The organism is Embleya sp. NPDC059213 (genome assembly GCF_042754445.1).
GTDB lineage: Bacteria > Actinomycetota > Actinomycetes > Streptomycetales > Streptomycetaceae > Embleya.
Genome location: NZ_JBHZAV010000082.1, coordinates 23,574 through 41,907, shown reverse-complemented (window position 1 = coordinate 41,907; position 18,334 = coordinate 23,574). Strand labels below are relative to the sequence as shown.

Genomic DNA, 18,334 nt, shown 5'->3' with positions numbered 1-18,334 from the left:
GGGCCCCCCCCCCCCCCCCCCGCTCCCGCCCCCCCCCCCGGCGGCGGACCAGGCCCGCTAGACTCGTCCCTGTTCGTGTTCGGTTCGGATCGAGACATACGAGGAGGTGGGGTTGATGACCGCGCGCAAGGCCACTGCCGTGTGCAGTGCCCGGATCACCCTCACGTCCCGGGCCGTGGCCTGACCTCGTTGTGATTCCCGCCCTCGCCTGAGCGTGAGCTCGCAGGGCGGCCGCCGATCCGAACCCATCGAAACGGACGACCATCCATCATGAGCGACACCCGGTTCACGCGCGTCGAGACCGACGCCGATATTCCGACCGTGCACACCATCCACGCCCGCGCCTTCGAGACGCCCGCCGAGGCCGATCTCGTCGACGCGTTGCGCGTGGACCCGTCCTGGATCCCGGGCCTGTCCATCGTCGCCACCGACGCGAACGACCGGCCCATCGGGCACGCGTTGCTGACGCGTTGTCACATCGACGATGTGCCGGCCCTGGCCCTGGCACCCGTCGCGGTGCTGCCCGAGTACCAGGGCACCGGCGTCGGCTCGACCGCCGTTCGGGCCGCCCTGCGGGCGGCCGAGGACCTGGGCGAGCACCACGTCGTCGTCCTGGGGCACCCGGCGTACTACCCGAGGTTCGGTTTCACCCGCGCCTCGGCCCACGGCATCGGCCTCACCATCGAGGTCCCGGACGAGTCCCTGATGGCCCTCGCCTTCGACGCCGACCACCCGCTGCCCGGCGGCACCGTGCACTACGCGGCCCCCTTCGGCATCTGACCCACGGCAGGACGGGGGAGCCGGCGCGGTTTGCCCGCGCCCGGTAATACGTATTCCCGCGGCCTCGCCTCCCGGCCACTTCGTGGTCGGGAGGCGGGGCCTTTTCCCGGGCCGATTCCCCGCCGCGGACTTGTCGGGTGTGCCGTGGTCGATGATGCCTTGGCTCGACATTCAAGGCATGGCTTGATTTCCGTGGGATCTGCGAGGGTCCACCGATTCCCCAGGCGCCGAGGCTTGCGTCGGACAGGCGAGGAAACGTTCCTGCTTCACCGCTTCGCTGATCGATTGGTTGTGGTCGTGCACGATTATGATCGAGATCGGATCATCCGGTCAAGCGTGTGAGCTGGTGTGATTCCACACGGTCATCCTTGAATCACGGATGGCTAACATAGGTCTAGACCGGTGGCGACAGAACCGAAAGGCTCCGCTGTGTGCGCATTCCGGCGAGGTTCCGTTTACGAACGGTTCATTCTCGGATCGAGGTCCGCAGCGCCGAGTCGATGTTCCGCGCGCAATCGTGGGCGAGGCGGCAGTACCTGCAGGCGATAAACCATTCGACCTGCCTCGGGTGATGGTGCAATACGTGTCGGCCGAAAGTCCAAAAGATGTACGGCCGATATCGAATGCCTCCCCGGTATGACCGAACGCCGACGGCGAAGCCCTTCCCGGCCCCGGAGTCCGCCGCGCCACGACCCCGGTTGTTCCACGGCACCACGACCAACGCTCCGCCGAAAGGAACCACCCCGATGACACCCACTCGCACCACCCGCCTTCGGTCCCGCCCGCGCCGCCGCCGTCCGGTCGCCCTGGTCGCCGCCCTGGTCTGCGTCGCCACGGCCTGGAGCGCGTCGCCCGCCGCCACGGCCGCGCCGACGCCGACCACCGGGTTGGCCGCGGCGGCCACCGCTCCCGTCGCCGGCCCGGTGAGCCCGGCCCTGATCACCACCACCGCCCGGCCCGGCAACCGGGTCGCGCTCACCTTCGACGACGGGCCGAGTCCGCAATTCACCCCGCAATTGCTGCAGGTGCTCAAGAAGCACCAGGTCAAGGCGGTGTTCTGCGTCGTCGGCGAGCAGGTCGAATGGCAGGAGGCGACGGTCCGCGCGATCGTCGCCGACGGCCACACCCTGTGCAACCACACCTACCGTCATCGCGACCTGACCACCGTTTCCCCGGCGGACATCGACGCGGACATCCAGCAGACCAACGCCCGGATCCGGACCGCCGTTCCGGGCGTCGAGATCCCCTACTTCCGTGCGCCGTACGGCAATTGGGGCCAGTCGCCCGCCGTCGCCGCGAACCTGGGCCTGCGCCCGCTGAGTTGGACGCTGATGCCCGGCGACTGGGAACTGCCCGGCGTGGACGTGCTCCTGCAACGCCTCCGCGACGGCATCACCCCGACCGGCGTGGTCACCCTGCACGACGCGGGCGGCGACCGCCAACAGACGGTGGACGCGGTGGACCGCCTGATCACCGAGTACCACGCCAAGGGCTGGAGCTTCGACCTCCCGGCCCGCTGAGCCCCGCCGCCGCGTCGGACCGGGTCGGCCGGTCGATGACGAAGTCGCCCGAACGGCAACCCGGTTCGGCGCGGCGGCAGCCCCGATCCGCCTCCCCTCATCCGCCGGCCGGCGCCTTGATCCGGCCCGACACCAGCGCGGCCACCAAGGCAAGCAACGCGGTCAGCCCGAAGGTCACGCCCAGCGCGGTTCCCATCCCCGCGCCGTGGTCGTGCGTCAGGGCGAGCGCGCCACCACCGAGGCCGCTGAGCACGGCGACGGCGAAGGTCTGGGACAACTGGAGCGCCGCGCCGGTACGGCCCTGTTCCTCGGGCGGCGCCTGGGCGAGGACCGCCGCGGAGGCGGCGTTGTACGCGATGCCCATCCCGAGTCCGCCGATCGCCCAGCCCGCCACCGCCACCGACGGGGGCACGGCGTCGATCAGTACGGTGCCGGCCAGGATCGCGATGCCGAGGAACAACACGGCGCTGCCGAGCGCGCCGTGCGTCGGGCGAAGCCGCGCGCCGTGGCGATCGTCCCAGCGTGCCTGGAGCGCGGAGCCCGCCACCCAGGTCAGCGCGCCCGCCGAGAGTCCCAGTCCCGCCTCGACGGTGCTCAACCCGCGCAGCTCGGTCAGCCCCAGCGGCAGGAAGGTGTCCGCGCCGAAGTAGGCCCCCGCGAGCAGCCAGCGCATCGCGACCCCGGCCGGCAGCCCGCGTCGGGCACGGGTGGTGCCGGCGGGGGTCAGGGCCGCATAGGCGAGCACGGCGACGACCGCGCCGACCGACGCGAGCAGCACCATCGACACCGCCGACCCGAACTCGAACGCCACGATCATCAACCCGGTCCCCAGCGCGAGCACGAGACTCGACACCGGATCCGGAAGCCGCCGCAGGCCCCTCGCACCCGAAGCACGGGAGCGGCGCGAAGCACCGGAGCCGCCCGAAGCACCCGAAGCGCCCGAACCGGCGAGCGTACGGAGCGCGGGCAGCGTCAGCAGGCCCGCGAGCACGATCGGAATCGGCAACAGCAGGAACAACCAACGCCACGACAGTCGATCGGCGAGGGTGCCCGCCACGACCGGCCCGATCAGCGCCGGCAGCGTCCACGCCGACGAGGTGAGCGCGACCATGCGGGCTTGCAGATGTGCCGGGTAGGCCCGACCGATCACCAGATACGCCAACCCCATGATCGCCCCGACGCCCAGCCCCTGGACGAACCGCCCGGCCACGAACACCCACCACGTGGGCGCCACGCCGGCGAGCACACACCCCGCCGCCAACAACCCCAGGGCCACCGCGAGCGGTCGACGCGGCCCGATCCGGTCACCGGCCGTACCGGCCGCGACCGCGCCCAGGATGCTCGCGAGCATCAGCGCGGACAGACCCCAGCCGTACGATTCCAGCCCGCCGAGCCGCCGTGCGATGCGCGGCATGATCGCGACCACCCCCATGGCCTCGAACGCCACGAGCCCCACCGAGATCAACAGTCCCGCCGAGAGCGCCCGATGCCCGTGGTCCCACACCCCCGCACGGTCGGTCGCATCGGCGCCGTCCACCGGCCCGACGGCACCGGCGGATGCCGGCGCGGCGGTATCGGTTCCCGACGGGGCGGGCGGAGCGCCCATCGGATCCGGCCGAGGCGTGCCGTCGGCCTTCGTCGCGTCGACGGTCGGTTCGAGTTCGCGCTGCCGTTCGGCTGGCAAGGTCGGCTCCCAGGTCTTCGTCGTTTTATGTTCCGTTCCGGAACGGAACGATATTAGACCCGATCTATACTCGTGACCATGGCCAGCTCCGATACGCGACTGATCCCCACCGGTCGGGGCCGTCCCCGCGACCACCGCATCGACGAGGCGGTGCTGGCCGCGACCATGCGACTGCTCGAGGAAGGCGGCTACGCCGACTTCACGATGGAGGCCGTCGCCGCACGCGCCGGCACCACCAAACCGGCCATCCGCCGCCGCTGGGCGTCACGTCGCCACCTCGTCGTCGACGCCCTCGTGGCCGCCATGGGCGAAGCCCCCACCCCGGATACCGGCTGCACCCACTGCGACCTCATCGCCGGCATCGCCACGCTCACCACCGCGTTCGCGGGCCCCGGCACCCGCCGGGTGTGGCCCGCCCTGGTCGCCGACATCGCCGCCGACCCGGCCCTGGCCGAGACCTTCTTCACCCGCCTGTTCGAGCCCCGCCGCGCCGCCACCGCCGCCGCGCTGCGCCGCGGCATCGACCGCGGCGACATCCGCGCCGACACCGACCTCGACCTGCTCCTCGACCTCCTGGCCTCGACCACCTACTATCGAGCGCTCTTCGGCCACCTCCCGATCACCGACAGCCTCGCCGAGGACATCGTGATGATCGTCATGTCCGGAGTGGCCACGCCCGCCTGGCGGGCGCAGCACGAACGCCCGCACCGCCACCCCTGAACACCCGCCACCGCCAAGGGGGAGTTCGCGTCCGCCACCGCCGGGTCGTCCGCCTACTTGCGGCCGACCCCCGCGTACATCCACTGGCGGTCCGCGTGCGGACGCGGCAGGCGGTCGGCCCGCCAGGAGGCGACCGGGACCACCCCGGGGTTCACCAGGCTCAACCCCGTGAACAGCGCGCATACCTCCGGGAGGGGGCGCGGGAACAGCGGGGCGGCCGAATGCCGATACGTCTCGGCGGTGGCCCGGGCCGCCTCCGGACGCAGATCGGCGGCCAGGTGCGAGAGCAGCAGCGCGCTCCCGGGCACCATGGCCGCCATCAACTCGCCCACCACGGACCGCGGATCGTCCGCGTCCGACAGATAGTGCAGGACCGCGGCCAGCACCACCGCCACCGGCCGGCGAAAGTCCAACCCGGACCGACCGCCCGCCCGCTGCAACAGCGCGCCGGGATCACGAAGATCGGCCTCCACCACGCGCACCCGCCCGGGCCGCGTGGATAACGCGCGGGCGTGCGCGAGCACCAGCGGATCGTTGTCGACGTACACCGCCCGCGCCTCCTCGGTCGCGAGCACCGCGCACTCGTAGGTGTCGCCGGCGGCCGGCAGCCCCACCCCGATGTCGAGGAACTGACGGATCCCACACCCGGCCGCGAACGACACCGCGCGGCGCAGGAACGCCCGATTCGCGAACGCCATCTGCCGGACCTCCGGCGCCAGGGCGAGCACGTCCGCCGCGGCGGCGCGGTCGATCGGGAGGTTGTTCTTGCCGTTGAGGTAGTGGTCGTACATCCGCGCGGGATGCGGCAGATCGGTCCGCAACGCGGAAAACCGGGACCGGGGCGCCGGCGCCGGCGGAGTCGCCTCCGTCGGCACCGGCGCCCTGGCCGCAGGCACCCACGCCGGCGGTCGCACGCTCGGTCCCCGTACGTCCGGCCCCCGTGTGCCTGACGTCCGCGTCTCCGATGTCCGTACGACCGCCGCTCGCGCGTCCGCCGGGCAGCCGCCGTGAGGACTGCCACCCGGTGTCTGGTCAGGCATCACAATCATCGGCCTTCCCGACTGTCGACGCGCGAAATCGCGGGTCGCGGGCCGCCCGAATCGGGCGAGGCGGGGATACCCGCCGGGCGGTCCCGCAGCTTCCTCCGCACTGCCCCGGGAGGTCAGTGGCGGAGGAAATCCGTGACGACGGCGTCGAATTGCTCGCGTTCCTCAACGAAGGGCACATGCCCGCTCGCAGAGAACCTCGCCACCCGTGCGTCGGGCAAAACCCCGGCCAGCCATCCCGCCAGGTCTCCGGGGAAGATCCGACTGCGCTCACCGTAGACGAGCAGGGTCGGCACCTTCACCTCGGGCAGCACGGACCGCCAATCGGAATGCGCCATGTCCATCCACACCTCCAACGCGGAGGAGGTGTGCGTCTGGGTGGTCTCCGCATACGCCGCGTCCACCGCCTCCGCCGCCGGCGCTTCGGCGAAGCACGCCTGGATGAACGGCTTGATCGCCAGCGGCCGGGCGTATCGGACCGTCTGCGCGAACACCGCCAGATCCGCGGCCGAATAGCCACCCTGCAACGCGAACTCCCAGCCCGGAGCGTCCATGAAGCGCGGCGACTGATCGACGAACACCGCGCCGCGCAGTCCGTCGCAGCCGAACTGCCGGATATAGGACAGGATCACCGAGGTGCCCATGGACCAGCCCACCAGCGTCGACTCGGACAGATCCAACGCCCGCATCAACTCCCGCACATCACGGGCATATTGCGCCAACGAGTGCCCCTCGGGCGTCTTCCCCGACCGCCCGTGCCCGCGAAAGTCGACGGCGATCACCCGGTGCTCCGCCGCCAGGGCGGCGATATTGCCCGCCCAGAAGGTGCCGTTCATGGTCCAGCCGTGCAGCAACACCACCGGCCGGCCCGCGCCGTACTCCTCGTAGTACAGCGGAACGGCGTCGGACAACTCCAGATAGGGCACCGTCTCTCCTTCACTCTCGGCCGCCGAGTCGCCGACCCGCGCCACCGCAGTCTGGGCGAGCGCGCACCACTTCCACCAGAGCGCCGAGGGGGGTTGCAACAACGTTGCAGATTCCGCTTACCCGGCCGGCCCGGGCAAGCTCACCCGGCGCCGGCATGATGGCCACATGGCGTTACGACCGAAGGTGCGCGATCGAGCCCTGGGCGGTGGATCGGCGCGGGGCGTACGAGACCCGATCCGGGCCTCCTGGTCACGCGCGCGCCGACACGGCCTGCCGCCGGACGCCTATCTCCCGCCGGTCACCCTCGACGACGACGAACTGGCCCGGTATCGCCAGGAACACCCGCTGCGCCCGATCTGGCCGCTGCTGCGCCGCTCGCTGGGCGGCCTCACCGCCGACCCCGGCCGACTGCTGTTCCTCAGCGACGCGCGAGGGCACCTGCTGTGGGTCCAGGGCGACAGCGCCACCCTGCGCTCGGCCGAGCGCGTACACCTTCTGCCCGGGGCGCTGTGGAGCGAGGACGCGGCGGGCACGAGCGGAGTCGGCACCACGCTCGCGACCGGCCGGCCGTTCCAGGTGTTCGGCGCGGAGCACTTCCTGTCCGCGGCCACCGCGTACACCTGCACCGCCACGCCCATCCACGACCCGGCCAGTGGCGAACTCCTCGGCACCCTCGACTTCACCTGCCCCGCACAGCACTGGCAACCACTGGCGATACCCCTCCTGGACACCGCCCGCCGACTGGCCCAGGCCGAACTGGAGTCCATCCGGCTGCGCGAGGAAGTGCGGGTCGGCAGCCGCTACACCGAGCGGATCGCCCGCCGACTCGGCACCCGCAGCGCGATCGCCGACCCCCGGGGCCGCATCGTGCGCTCGGATCCCCCCGGTTGGCTCCCGCAGCACCTGCCCGGACCGCCGACCGAGGGTCGCATGTTGCTCCCCGACGGGCAGCCCGTGCTGGTCGAACGCCTCGCCGCGGGCGGCCTGTTCCTGCTGATCGCCGAGGACGCCGGCGCCGGCGCCCTGACCACCGCCCCGCTGCGGTTCCACGCGCTGGGCCTGCGTCGGGCCCGCCTGGAGATCGCCGGCACCACGCACGAACTCACCCCGCGCCACGCCGAGATCGTCATCACCCTGCTCAGCGAACCGGGCGGGATGACGGCCCGGGCCATCGCCGACGCGGTATACGGCCCCACCGGCCGCCCGGCCACCAGCCGCGCCGAACTCGCCCGACTGCGCTCGATCCTGGGCCACCGCCTGGCCTCCGACCCCTATCGCCTGATCGGCCCCGTCGAAGCCGACTTCCTCGACCTGGACCGGGCGCTGTCCAGCCCCGGCACCCCCATCGACACCCTCCTCGACCGCTATCGGGGCCCACTCTTGCCCGGCTCCACGGCCCCCCGCATCCTCACCCTGCGCAACACCCTCCACGAACGCCTGCGCCACCGCGTCCTGGCCGCGGCCGACTACGACACCGCCCTGCGGTGGGCGAGGTGAACCCCGGACGCACCGGGGGTGCCTGGCGCAACGCAGGCGCGGGCGCTAGGCTTTCCGGCGATGATCACTCTTCCTCGTTTCGAAATGGGGGTCCCGTCCGCGCAAGGTGAGTGCTGATGCTCACTCGGATCGCGAACAGGGATTCCAAACCTTCCTTCTGGCTGCGCGTGCGCGAGTTCGCCGTGCCGCCCTCCATGATCGAGACTGCGACCGCCCGCCGAGATGCCGGCGACTGGGCCGGGGCATGCGCCGCCGCAGGCATCGATATCGACGTACGGCCACGTTCGGTGGCACGCACGCACGGCCGGGACCTCGCGGCCCGACTGCGCGACGACCTGCGGCACTTGGCTCCGGATCTGCTGCGTTGGCACATGCCCAGGGTCGCCCCCGACGGATTGCTGCGACCGGGGCTGACCATCGCCCTGGCCCGGTACGACGTCGAGGACGAGAGCCGGGCCGGCCGAAGTCCGGTGTACCTGGTGGTCAGGACCCCGCCCGCGTGGGCGGACGCCGGTCAGCGGATCAGCCTCGCACTGTGGGACGGATCGCCCGACCGGGCCGAGGCCCCGCCTCGCTCCTACCCCCACCCGCATCCCAACCGGCGGTTCCGGCTCGACCTGCACCGCCACCTGTGGGATGCCCGCAGGAGCGCCGAACTGCGGGTCCGCTCCGGAGCCGACTGCCCGCCCACCGAAGGCCGTTGCGCCCCGGGCCGTGACCCGGATCCGGATTCGGACCCGCTCGCCACGCTGCCCTACGCGCACCGCTGCGCCGTGGACCGCTGGGCGGCCGAGGCGCGGATCGTGCTCCGGGCCGAGGGGCGGTCCGCCGGCAGCGTCCGGATACGGCTCGACGGCCGACATCGGCTGTTGCTGGATCCGGCCGCCGACGGTGACGACCTCGGGCCGCGCCCGCTGTGGCTCGGTTCGACGACGGCCGGCGACGCCCCCGGGATGCCGATCCTGCCGGACGCGGCGACCTGGGTGGCGCCGGATCTGGCGCTGCTGCGCGCCGGTTCGATCGACGTCGATCGGCTGCACCCACTGGTCGCCGCGGCGCTGGCACCGGAACGGGCGGCGGCCGGCCCGGCGCGCGTCGCGGACCGGGCGGCCCGACCGCACGTGGTGGACTGCCGGGGCGCCCGGCATCGGATCGGTCTGGTCGACGGAGTACTGGCGCCGCTGGACCACGACCCGGCCGAGATCCGCCGCGAGGAACTGCTCGCCGCGCTGACCGGCACGCCGCTGCCGTGCCTACAGGTCATCGACGAGGCGCATCGCCGTCCACACGCCCTCGCCGGCGTCCGCGAACGCCTGGACCACGGCGACACCGCCGGGGCCCTGGCCATCGTCGAGGGCCTGCTGGGTCGCGACGCGGTGCTGCGCAGCGGCCCGCTGCGCGACGAACTCGAATCGGCCGCGCTGCGCCGGGTCACCTACGGACTCTTCAGGGCCGGCCTGATGGACGCCGGAGCCCGCCGGGTCCCGGTGAACCATCGCCACTCGCGCGGCCACCGCACCTGTCCGTGCCATTCGAAGCCGCGTTGACCCGAGACCTCGACGCGCACACCCGTACTCCCCACATACCTCGCAGGACGACCGCCGCCCACCCCGGGACGTCGGTCCGCGGCCGCGCGTGCGCTGTCGCGATCCCGGCTGCCCGCACCCGAACCCGAAGGTGATCCCACGCATGTCCACATACACCCCGTACCGCCCGCCCGCCCCGAACACCCGCCCCACCGAAGCCGGTACACCCCGTCCCACACCCGGCCCGCCCCCCGTCGCCCCCCAACTCGACGTCGCCGCCCGCCTGTCGGCCCTTCTGCGCGAGGCCGACACCGAACCGCGTCCGGACACCCAACTGGAGGCCCTGACCCTGGCCGTGGCCGCCGACCTGCCCGTGCTCCTGTGGGGCGAGCCGGGCATCGGCAAGACCGCGGCGCTGACCCAACTCGCCGCGTCCCTGGACCTGCCGCTGACCACGGTGATCGCGAGCGTGCACGAGCCGTCCGACTTCTCGGGGTTGCCCATCGTCGGCGACGACCCCGCCGAGCAGGGTGTGCCGATGGCCCCGCCGGACTGGGCGGTGCGCCTGGTACGGGCCGGTCGAGGGCTGCTGTTCCTGGACGAACTGTCCACCGCGACACCCGCCGTACAGGCCGCCCTGCTCCGCCTGGTCCTGGAACGGCGGATCGGCGCCCTGCAGTTGCCGCCCGGGGTGCGGATCGTGGCGGCCGCCAATCCGCGCTCCTCGGCGGCCGACGGTTGGGAACTGAGCCCACCGCTGGCCAATCGATTCGTACACCTGCAGTGGACGCACGATCACGAGGTCGTGGTCCGCGGGCTCGGCGGCACCTGGCCGCTGGCGACCCTGCCGCACCTGGACCCGACCGACCTGCCGGCGGCGGTGGCCTTCGCCCGCCGGGCCGTGTGCGGGCTGCTCGCCGCGCGTCCCACGCTCGTGCACCGGCTGCCGACCGGCGAGTCCCGCCGGGGCGGGGCCTGGCCGTCGCCGCGCAGTTGGGAGATGGCGTTGTGCCTGATCGCCTTCGCGACCGCGGCCGGCTCCTCCCGCGAGGTGCTCTCCATGCTGGTCCGGGGCACGGTGGGGGACGGTCCCGGGCTGGAGTTGCTGGCCGGCCTGGACCGGATGGACCTTCCGGATCCCGAGGACCTGCTCGCCGACCCGGCCGGCGCGGTGCTTCCCGAGCGCGGAGATCTGCGCCAAGCGGTGCTCGACGGGGTGGTGGACGCGGTTCGCAACCGGCCGGAGAAGGCCCGCTGGGACGCGGCCTGGTCGCTCCTGGTCCGGGCGATGGAGACCGGCGCCCCGGACCTGGTGGTCGTCCCGGCGACCACGCTCGCGTCGCTGCGTCACCAGGACTGGGAGGTCCCGGCCTCGATCGAGCGGCTCGCCGGCGTGGTGTCCCTTTCCCGGCGAGCGGACCGCACGGCCGCCCGGACGGGGGCGCACGAGGCGAAGGCGGCCCGATGACCGCAGACGCACCGGCGACGGCGAACACCGCGAACGCACCGGTGGTACGCCCGCGCCGACCGCTGGACCTCGACAAGCTCTTCGCCGCCCGGCTGTACGCGGCCCGGGCCCGCCCCTACCTGGCGACCGCCCTGTTCGCGCTGCACACCGTCGAGTCGCGGAGCGTACCGACGATGGCGGTCGACCGGCACTGGAGGTGCTATGTGTCGCCGGGGTTCGTGGACCGCACGCCGGAGGAGGAACTGGCCGCGGTCTGGGTGCACGAGGTGTCGCATCTGCTGCGCGACCACCACGGGCGCAGCGACCGGTTCGCCCGCGAGCACGACGCGGCCGGCCCGGGGGAGCGGTTGCGGATGAACATCGCCGCGGACTGCGAGATCAACGACGACGCCTTCGGCGACGGGCTGGTCCGACCCGAGGGCGCCGTCGTGCCGGAGATGCTGAGTCTGCGCGACGGCGAACCGATGGAGGACTATCTGCGCCAATTTCGGCTCGGGCCGTGTACCCAGGACCTGGCCTGGCTGGACTGCGGCAGTGGTGCCGACGGGCTGGAACGCGAATGGGAATGGGGGCCGGACGGCGCGCACGGCCTCAGCGTCCAGGAGCGCGACGCCGTGCGGTTCCGGGTGGCCGAGGGCATCACCGCCCGTCCGGGGAGCGTGCCCATGGGGTGGCGGCGCTGGGCGGAGGAGGCGTTCCATCCGCCACAGCCGTGGCGGGAGTTGTTGGGCGGGGCGGTGCGCTCGGCGACCTCCGGGGCCGGTGCGGGCGACGACTACACCTACGGACGGCCGTCCCGGCGCTCGGCCGGCCTGCCCGGCGTCGTGCTGCCCAGCCTGCGGCGCAAACCGCCTCGGGTCACCGTGATCATCGACACCTCCGGGTCGGTCAGCGACGCCGAACTGGGCAGCGCGCTCCTGGAGGTCGCCGCGATCTGCCGGGCCGTGGGCGGGCGTCGCGACCTGATCACGGTGGTGCCCTGCGATGCGGCCGCCACGATCGCGCATACGCTGTGCCGCGACGAGGGCATCCCGCTGGTGGGCGGCGGGGGCACGGATCTGCGCACCGGCTTCGCCAAGGCGCTGCGCACGCAGCCCCGACCGGACGTGGTCGTGGTGCTGACCGACGGCCAGACCAGCTGGCCGAGCTCGCGACCGTCGTGCCGCACGGTGGTCGGCCTGTTTCCCCGGCAGGTGCCCCGGTCGTGGATCGAGAACGATCCCGACTATGTGCCGGACACGCCCCCCGAGTGGGCCAGGGTGGTGGTGATCGACCAGGCGTCCGCCGCCCGGTGAGTTTCCGGCCTCACCGGGGTGAACAGCAAGGGTGCCGAGTCCGGTTGTCGCAGACCATGCCCGAAAGGGCGGCTGTGCGGTGTGGCTCGGGTCGCTTTTTGTGGGAAACCTACAACGCATCGGCGCCGGCATGCTCGATCCAGGACATGGGTGTACTCGTCGGTAACCAAGCAGGGTATAGATAGGTGCAGGCGACGCTCCGGTTCCCGGGCGTCGCCTTCTGCACGTGGGTACTTGGGAGGCTCAGCCGGTGTTCAGTCGTGTCGCGATCGTCAACCGTGGAGAGGCCGCAATGCGGCTCATCCACGCCGTCCGGGATCTTTCGGCGGAAACCGGGACGAGAGTGGAGACGGTCGCCCTCTTCACCGACTCCGACCGCGACGCGACCTTCGTCCGGGAGGCCGACCTCGCCTACCCGCTCGGCCCCGCCTCGGCCCGCCCCTACCTCGACCACGCCGTCCTGGAGCGCGCGCTCCTGGAGACCGGCGCCGACGCCGCCTGGGTCGGTTGGGGCTTCGTCGCCGAGGACCCGGCGTTCGCCGAACTGTGCGAGCGCATCGGCGTCACCTTCGTCGGGCCCAGCGCCGAGGCGATGCGCAGGCTCGGCGACAAGATCGGCGCCAAGCTGCTCGCCGAGGAGGTCGGCGTCCCGGTCGCGCCGTGGAGCCGCGGTGCGGTCGCCACCCTGGAGGACGCGCTGCGCGCCGGCGACGAGATCGGCTACCCGCTGATGCTCAAGGCCACCGCGGGCGGCGGCGGGCGCGGAATCCGGATGGTCGCCTCGGCCGCGGACCTGACCGACGCCTACCTGCGCACCAGCCAGGAGGCGCTACGCGCGTTCGGCTCCGGCGTGCTCTTCCTGGAGCGCCTGGTCACCGGCGCCCGACACGTCGAGGTCCAGGTGATCGCCGACGGCCAGGGCACCGCGTGGGCACTGGGCGTCCGCGACTGCTCGGTACAGCGGCGCAACCAGAAGATCATCGAGGAGTCCGCCTCGCCGGTCCTGGACCCGGAACAGACCGCACAGCTCAAGGCGTCCGCCGAGCGGCTCGCCGTCGCCGTCGACTACCGCGGCGCGGCCACCGTCGAGTTCCTCTACCACCCCGGCGAGAAGTTGTTCGCCTTCCTGGAGGTCAACACCCGACTCCAGGTCGAGCACCCGATCACCGAGATCACCACCGGCACCGACCTGGTCCGCCTGCAACTGCACGTGGCCGGCGGCGGCAGGCTGACCGGCCCGCAGCCGGCCGAACTCGGCCACGCCGTCGAGGCCCGGCTCAACGCCGAGGACCCGGACCGCGACTTCGCCCCCTCGCCCGGCCGCATCACGCGCCTGGCGCTGCCCGCCGGCCCCGGCATCCGGGTGGACACCGGGGTCAGCGAGGGCGACCGGATCCCGGCCGACTTCGACTCGATGATCGCCAAGATCATCGCCTACGGCCGCGACCGCGACCAGGCCCTGGCCCGGCTGCGCCGGGCGATGGCCGAGACCACCGTGATCATCGAGGGCGGCGCGACCAACAAGAGCTTCGTGCTCGACCTGCTCGACCAGCCCGAGGTGATCGACGCGAGCGCCGACACCGGCTGGATCGACCGGGTCCGCGCCGAGGGCCGGCTGGTCACCCACCGGCACTCCGCGATCGCGCTGGCCGCGGCCGCGATCGAGGCATACCAGGACGAGGAGGAGATCAGCCGGCAGCGGTTGATCTCCACCGCGCACGGCGGCCGCCCGCAGGTGCAGCACGAGAGCGGCCGGCCGCTGGATCTCAAGCTCCGCGGGGTCGGCTACCGGGTGAGCGTGGCCCGGGTGGGCGACCGGCGATTCCGCGTCGCGATCTTCGGCGGCGGCGGTGCCGCGCACCCGGCCGACGTCGAGGTCGAGCGGTTCGACACGCACAGCGGCCGGATCGTGGTCAACGGACACCGCTTCCGGCTGGTCTCGGCCACGCACGGCCCGACCCACCTGGTCGAGGTCGACGGGGTCACCCACCGGATCAGCCGCGACGAGGGCGGCGTCGTCCGCTCGCCCGCACCCGCGCTGGTGGTCGCGACGCCGATCTCGGTCGGCGACGAGGTCGCCTCGGGCGCGCCGATCCTGGTGCTGGAGAGCATGAAGATGGAGACGGTGCTGCGCGCGCCGTTCCGCGCCCGGGTCCGCGAATGCCCGGTGTCGGTGGGCAGCCAGGTCGAGACCGGCGCACCGCTGATGCGGCTTGAGCCGCTCGCCGAGGAAGGCAGCGAGGGCGCCGCCGAGGAAGGCCCGGGCGCCGGCGAGAGCATCGAGGTCGACCTGCCCACCGAGGCGATCCCCGCCTCCGCCGCCGAGCGGGTCGACCGCGGCCTGCAGGACCTGCGCAGCCTGCTCCTGGGCTTCGACGTCGACCCGCAGGACCACAAGCGGGTGTTGTCCGAGTACCTGGCCGCCCGGGCCGACCTCGGCGGCCGGCCGCTGCCGGGCGAGGTGGACCTGCTCAAGGTCTTCGCCGACCTGTCGGAGCTGAGCCGCAACAAGCCGGGCGGCGAACTCGACGTCGAACCGGACAGCCCGGTGCACAGCCCCCGCGAGTACTTCCACAGCTACCTGCGCTGCCTGGACCCCGAACGCGCCGGTCTCACCGAGGCGTTCCGGATCAAGCTGGAGCGGGTGCTGGGCCACTACGGGATCACCGACCTGGACCGCACGCCCGAGCTGGAAGCCGCGATCTTCCGGATCTTCCTGGCCCAGCAGCGGATGTCGACCGACGTCGCGCTGGTGTCCGAACTGCTGCGCCAGTGGCTGGCCGGCGCACCCCCGGTGGAATCGCTCAGCGAACGCGCCGGACTCACCCTGGAACACCTGATCGAGGCCACCCAGGTGCGCTTCCCCGCGGTGTCGGACCTGGCCCGCGGCGTGGTCTTCCGCTGGTTCGCCCAGCCGCTGCTGCGCCGCAACCGGGCCAAGGTCTACGCCGGCGTCCGCAACGAACTGCGGCACCTGGACCAGCACCCGGACGCGCCGGACCGGGCGGAGCGCATCCAGACCATGGTGGCCGGTTCCGAGCCACTGGTCCGGCTGATCGGCCAGCGGATCGGCCGGCCCGGCCGCGACCACGCGCCGCTCCTGGAGGTGTTGACCCGCCGCTACTACGGCAATCGCGGGCTCGCCGAGGTCACCGTGCGCGAGCAGGCGGGTTGCCGGTTCGTCACCGCCCAGCACAGCGGCGCGGCCGGCCCGACCCTGGTGGTCACCACCGCCGTGGACATCGCCGCCCTGCCCGACGCGATCGGCGCGGTCAACGCGTTCGCCGCCGACGTGGCCGAACACGCCCTGGTGGCCGACCTCTACCTCACCTGGGAGGACCAGCCGGACGCCGAGGAGATGGCGGTGCGGCTGGGCCGACTGCTGGCCGAGCAACCGCTGCCGGCGGGCGTGCGCCGGATCACCACCACCGTGGCCGGCACCAGCGGCGCGGTGATGCACCACCACTTCACCTTCCGCCCGGACGGGTCCGGCCTCGCCGAGGACCGGCTGATCCGCGGGCTGCACCCGCAGATCGCCCGGCGGCTGCAACTCCAGCGGCTGCGCGAGTTCGACCTCACCCGGCTGCCCTCGGCCGACGAGGAGATCTACCTGTTCAAGGCCGTTGCCAAGAGCAACCCGGCGGACGAGCGGCTGATCGCGATGGGGCAGGTCCGCGACCTGACGCCGCTGCGCGAGACCGACGGCCGACTGGTCGCGCTGCCGGCGGTCGAGGACGCGATCACCGCGGGCCTGGACGCGATTCGCAACATCCAGGCGCAACGGCCGCAGAACAAGCGCTTCGACACCAACCGCATCATGATGTACGTCTGGCCGTCGACCGAACTGACCGCCGACGAACTCAACGCGCTGGTCCAGCGCATCCTGCCGACCACCGCCGGCGCCGGACTCGAAGAGGTCCAGTTCGTGGCCCGCCGGCGCACCGGCAGCGGCGAACTGACCGAGATCGCCGCGACCATCACCCTGGACCCGGGCCACGGCGCGAGCCTGCACGTCGGCGAACCGTCGACCGAATTGGTACGCCCGCTGGACGGCTACCGGCAGAAGGTGCTGCGCGCGGCCCGCCGCGGCAACGTCTACCCGTACGAACTGACCGGCATGCTCACCGGCGGGCACGGCACCTTCGTCGAGCACGACCTCGACGAGGCCGGCGCGCTGGTACCGGTGGACCGGGCCAAGGGGCGCAACACCGCGGCGATCGTGACCGGTGTCGTCGCCACCCCCACCGAGCGCCACCCCGAGGGCGTCACCCGCGTCCTGCTGCTCGGCGACCCGACCAAGTCGCTCGGCGCGTTGTCCGAGCCGGAGTGCCGCCGGGTGATCGCCGCGCTCGACCTGGCCGAGCGCCTGCGGGTGCCGGTGGAGTGGTTCGCGCTGTCCTCCGGCGCGCGGATCTCGATGACCTCGGGCACCGAGAACATGGACTGGGTGGCGGCGGCGCTCAAGCGCATCGTCACGTTCACCCAGGACGGCGGCGAGATCAACATCGTGGTCGCCGGGATCACCGTGGGCGCCCAGCCGTACTGGAACGCCGAGGCGACCATGCTGATGCACACCAAGGGCATCCTGGTGATGACGCCGGACTCGGCGATGGTGCTCACCGGCAAGCAGGCCCTGGACTTCTCCGGGGGTGTCTCGGCCGAGGACAACTTCGGCATCGGCGGCTACGACCGGGTGATGGGGCCCAACGGCCAGGCCCAGTACTGGGCGCCCGACCTCCCGGCCGCGCGCGACGTGTTGATGGCGCACTACGACCACACCTACGTCGCACCCGGCGAGGACGCGCCGCGCAAGGCGGACACGAGCGACCCGATCGACCGTGACGTCTGCGACTTCCCGCACGCGGCCGTCGACAGCGACTTCACCACCGTGGGTCGGATCTTCTCGGCGGAGCACAACCCGGACCGCAAGAAGCCGTTCGACATCCGCACCGTGATGCGCGCGCTGTCCGACCAGGACCACCCGGTGCTGGAGCGCTGGGCGGGGATGGCCGACGCGGACACCTCCGCGGTCCAGGACGTGCACATCGGCGGTTGGCCGGTCTGCCTGATCGGCATCGAATCCCGCGCGGTACCGCGGCGCGGCTTCCCGCCCACCGACGGCCCGGACACCTACACCGCCGGCACCCTGTTCCCGCAGTCGTCGAAGAAGACCGCGCGGGCGATCAACGCGGCCTCGGGCAACCGGCCGCTGGTGGTGCTGGCCAACCTGTCCGGGTTCGACGGCTCGCCCGAGTCGATGCGCAAGCTGCAACTGGAGTACGGCGCCGAAATCGGCCGAGCCGTCGTCAACTTCGACGGCCCGATCGTCTTCTGCGTCATCTCGCGCTACCACGGCGGCGCGTTCGTGGTCTTCTCCAAGGCGCTCAACCCGAACATGACCGTGCTGGCCCTGGAAGGCTCCTTCGCCTCGGTCCTGGGCGGCGCCCCGGCGGCGGCCGTCGTCTTCTCCGGCGAGGTCAACAACCGCACCGCCACCGACCCCAGGGTGACCGACCTGCAGACGCAGATCTCCACCACCGTGGGCGCCGAGCGCGCCGCGTTGAGCGCCCGCCTCGCCGAGGTACAGTCCGCGGTCCGCACCGAGAAGCTCGGCGAGGTGGCCGCCGAGTTCGACGGCGCCCACGACATCCGCCGCGCGGTCGAGGTCGGTTCGGTGGATGCCATCATCGGCGCCGCCGAACTGCGCCCGAGGATCATCGAAGCCATCGAGCGCGGCATGAAACGCTGATCCGTCGCAGCACGTGCCGCGGCCGGGGTGCAGGACGTCGTACCGTCCCGCACCCCGGCCGCCGGCACGTCCGGGCCGATCGTCCCGCCCTTCCGGCGGGTGCCGCCGCAGCCCTCGGCAAC

The 18,334-nt window shown here is 72.6% G+C and carries 11 protein-coding genes; 8 read left to right on the top strand and 3 right to left on the bottom strand.

The window, feature by feature from the left end; translation table 11 throughout:
• Positions 1-270 precede the first annotated feature (270 nt).
• Entirely contained in the window at positions 271-780 is a 510-nt protein-coding gene (locus ACFXMF_RS27290; RefSeq protein ID WP_360315228.1) for an N-acetyltransferase, read from the top strand.
• 746 nt (positions 781-1,526) lie between these two features.
• On the top strand, positions 1,527-2,300 hold the full coding sequence (locus tag ACFXMF_RS27285; RefSeq protein WP_360315230.1) for a polysaccharide deacetylase family protein: 774 nt from the start codon (positions 1,527-1,529) through the stop codon (positions 2,298-2,300).
• Positions 2,301-2,397: 97 nt separating this feature from the next.
• On the opposite strand, the gene ACFXMF_RS27280 is transcribed toward ACFXMF_RS27285, so the two are convergent.
• Positions 2,398-3,984, bottom strand: coding sequence for an MFS transporter (locus tag ACFXMF_RS27280; RefSeq protein ID WP_379992544.1), 1,587 nt, complete (start codon positions 3,982-3,984; stop codon positions 2,398-2,400).
• A 78-nt stretch (positions 3,985-4,062) separates the two neighbouring features.
• Between ACFXMF_RS27280 and ACFXMF_RS27275 the strand changes: the two genes are divergently transcribed.
• Entirely contained in the window at positions 4,063-4,704 is a 642-nt protein-coding gene (locus ACFXMF_RS27275; RefSeq protein ID WP_379992543.1) for a TetR/AcrR family transcriptional regulator, read from the top strand.
• 53 nt (positions 4,705-4,757) lie between these two features.
• On the opposite strand, the gene ACFXMF_RS27270 is transcribed toward ACFXMF_RS27275, so the two are convergent.
• Together ACFXMF_RS27270 and ACFXMF_RS27265 are read right to left on the bottom strand one after the other, a co-directional pair.
• On the bottom strand, positions 4,758-5,525 hold the full coding sequence (locus ACFXMF_RS27270) for an SAM-dependent methyltransferase (protein WP_360315236.1): 768 nt from the start codon (positions 5,523-5,525) through the stop codon (positions 4,758-4,760).
• 341 nt (positions 5,526-5,866) lie between these two features.
• Complete coding sequence (locus ACFXMF_RS27265) at positions 5,867-6,778, bottom strand: alpha/beta fold hydrolase (RefSeq protein ID WP_379991618.1); 912 nt, start codon at positions 6,776-6,778, stop codon at positions 5,867-5,869.
• A gap of 64 nt (positions 6,779-6,842) precedes the next feature.
• Here ACFXMF_RS27265 and ACFXMF_RS27260 point away from each other — a divergent pair, with 64 nt between their 5' ends.
• From ACFXMF_RS27260 to ACFXMF_RS27240, 5 genes are all read left to right on the top strand, one after another.
• Positions 6,843-8,174 carry a GAF domain-containing protein gene (locus ACFXMF_RS27260; protein WP_360315240.1) on the top strand — a complete coding sequence of 444 codons (1,332 nt, stop codon included), beginning with the start codon at positions 6,843-6,845 and terminating at the stop codon, positions 8,172-8,174.
• A gap of 116 nt (positions 8,175-8,290) precedes the next feature.
• Positions 8,291-9,721: a hypothetical protein gene (locus ACFXMF_RS27255; RefSeq protein ID WP_379991619.1), complete on the top strand. Its 1,431-nt coding sequence runs from the start codon at positions 8,291-8,293 to the stop codon at positions 9,719-9,721.
• 142 nt (positions 9,722-9,863) lie between these two features.
• Entirely contained in the window at positions 9,864-11,168 is a 1,305-nt protein-coding gene (locus ACFXMF_RS27250) for an AAA family ATPase (protein WP_379991620.1), read from the top strand.
• Positions 11,165-12,463 (top strand): VWA-like domain-containing protein, encoded by a 1,299-nt coding sequence (locus ACFXMF_RS27245; RefSeq protein WP_360315246.1) that lies wholly within the window; start codon positions 11,165-11,167, stop codon positions 12,461-12,463. Before ACFXMF_RS27250 ends, ACFXMF_RS27245 begins: the two co-directional genes overlap by 4 nt.
• Before the next feature lie 292 nt (positions 12,464-12,755).
• A complete protein-coding gene (locus ACFXMF_RS27240; RefSeq protein WP_379991621.1) occupies positions 12,756-18,212 on the top strand; it encodes a carboxyl transferase domain-containing protein in 5,457 nt (1,818 codons plus the stop codon).
• Positions 18,213-18,334 lie beyond the last annotated feature (122 nt).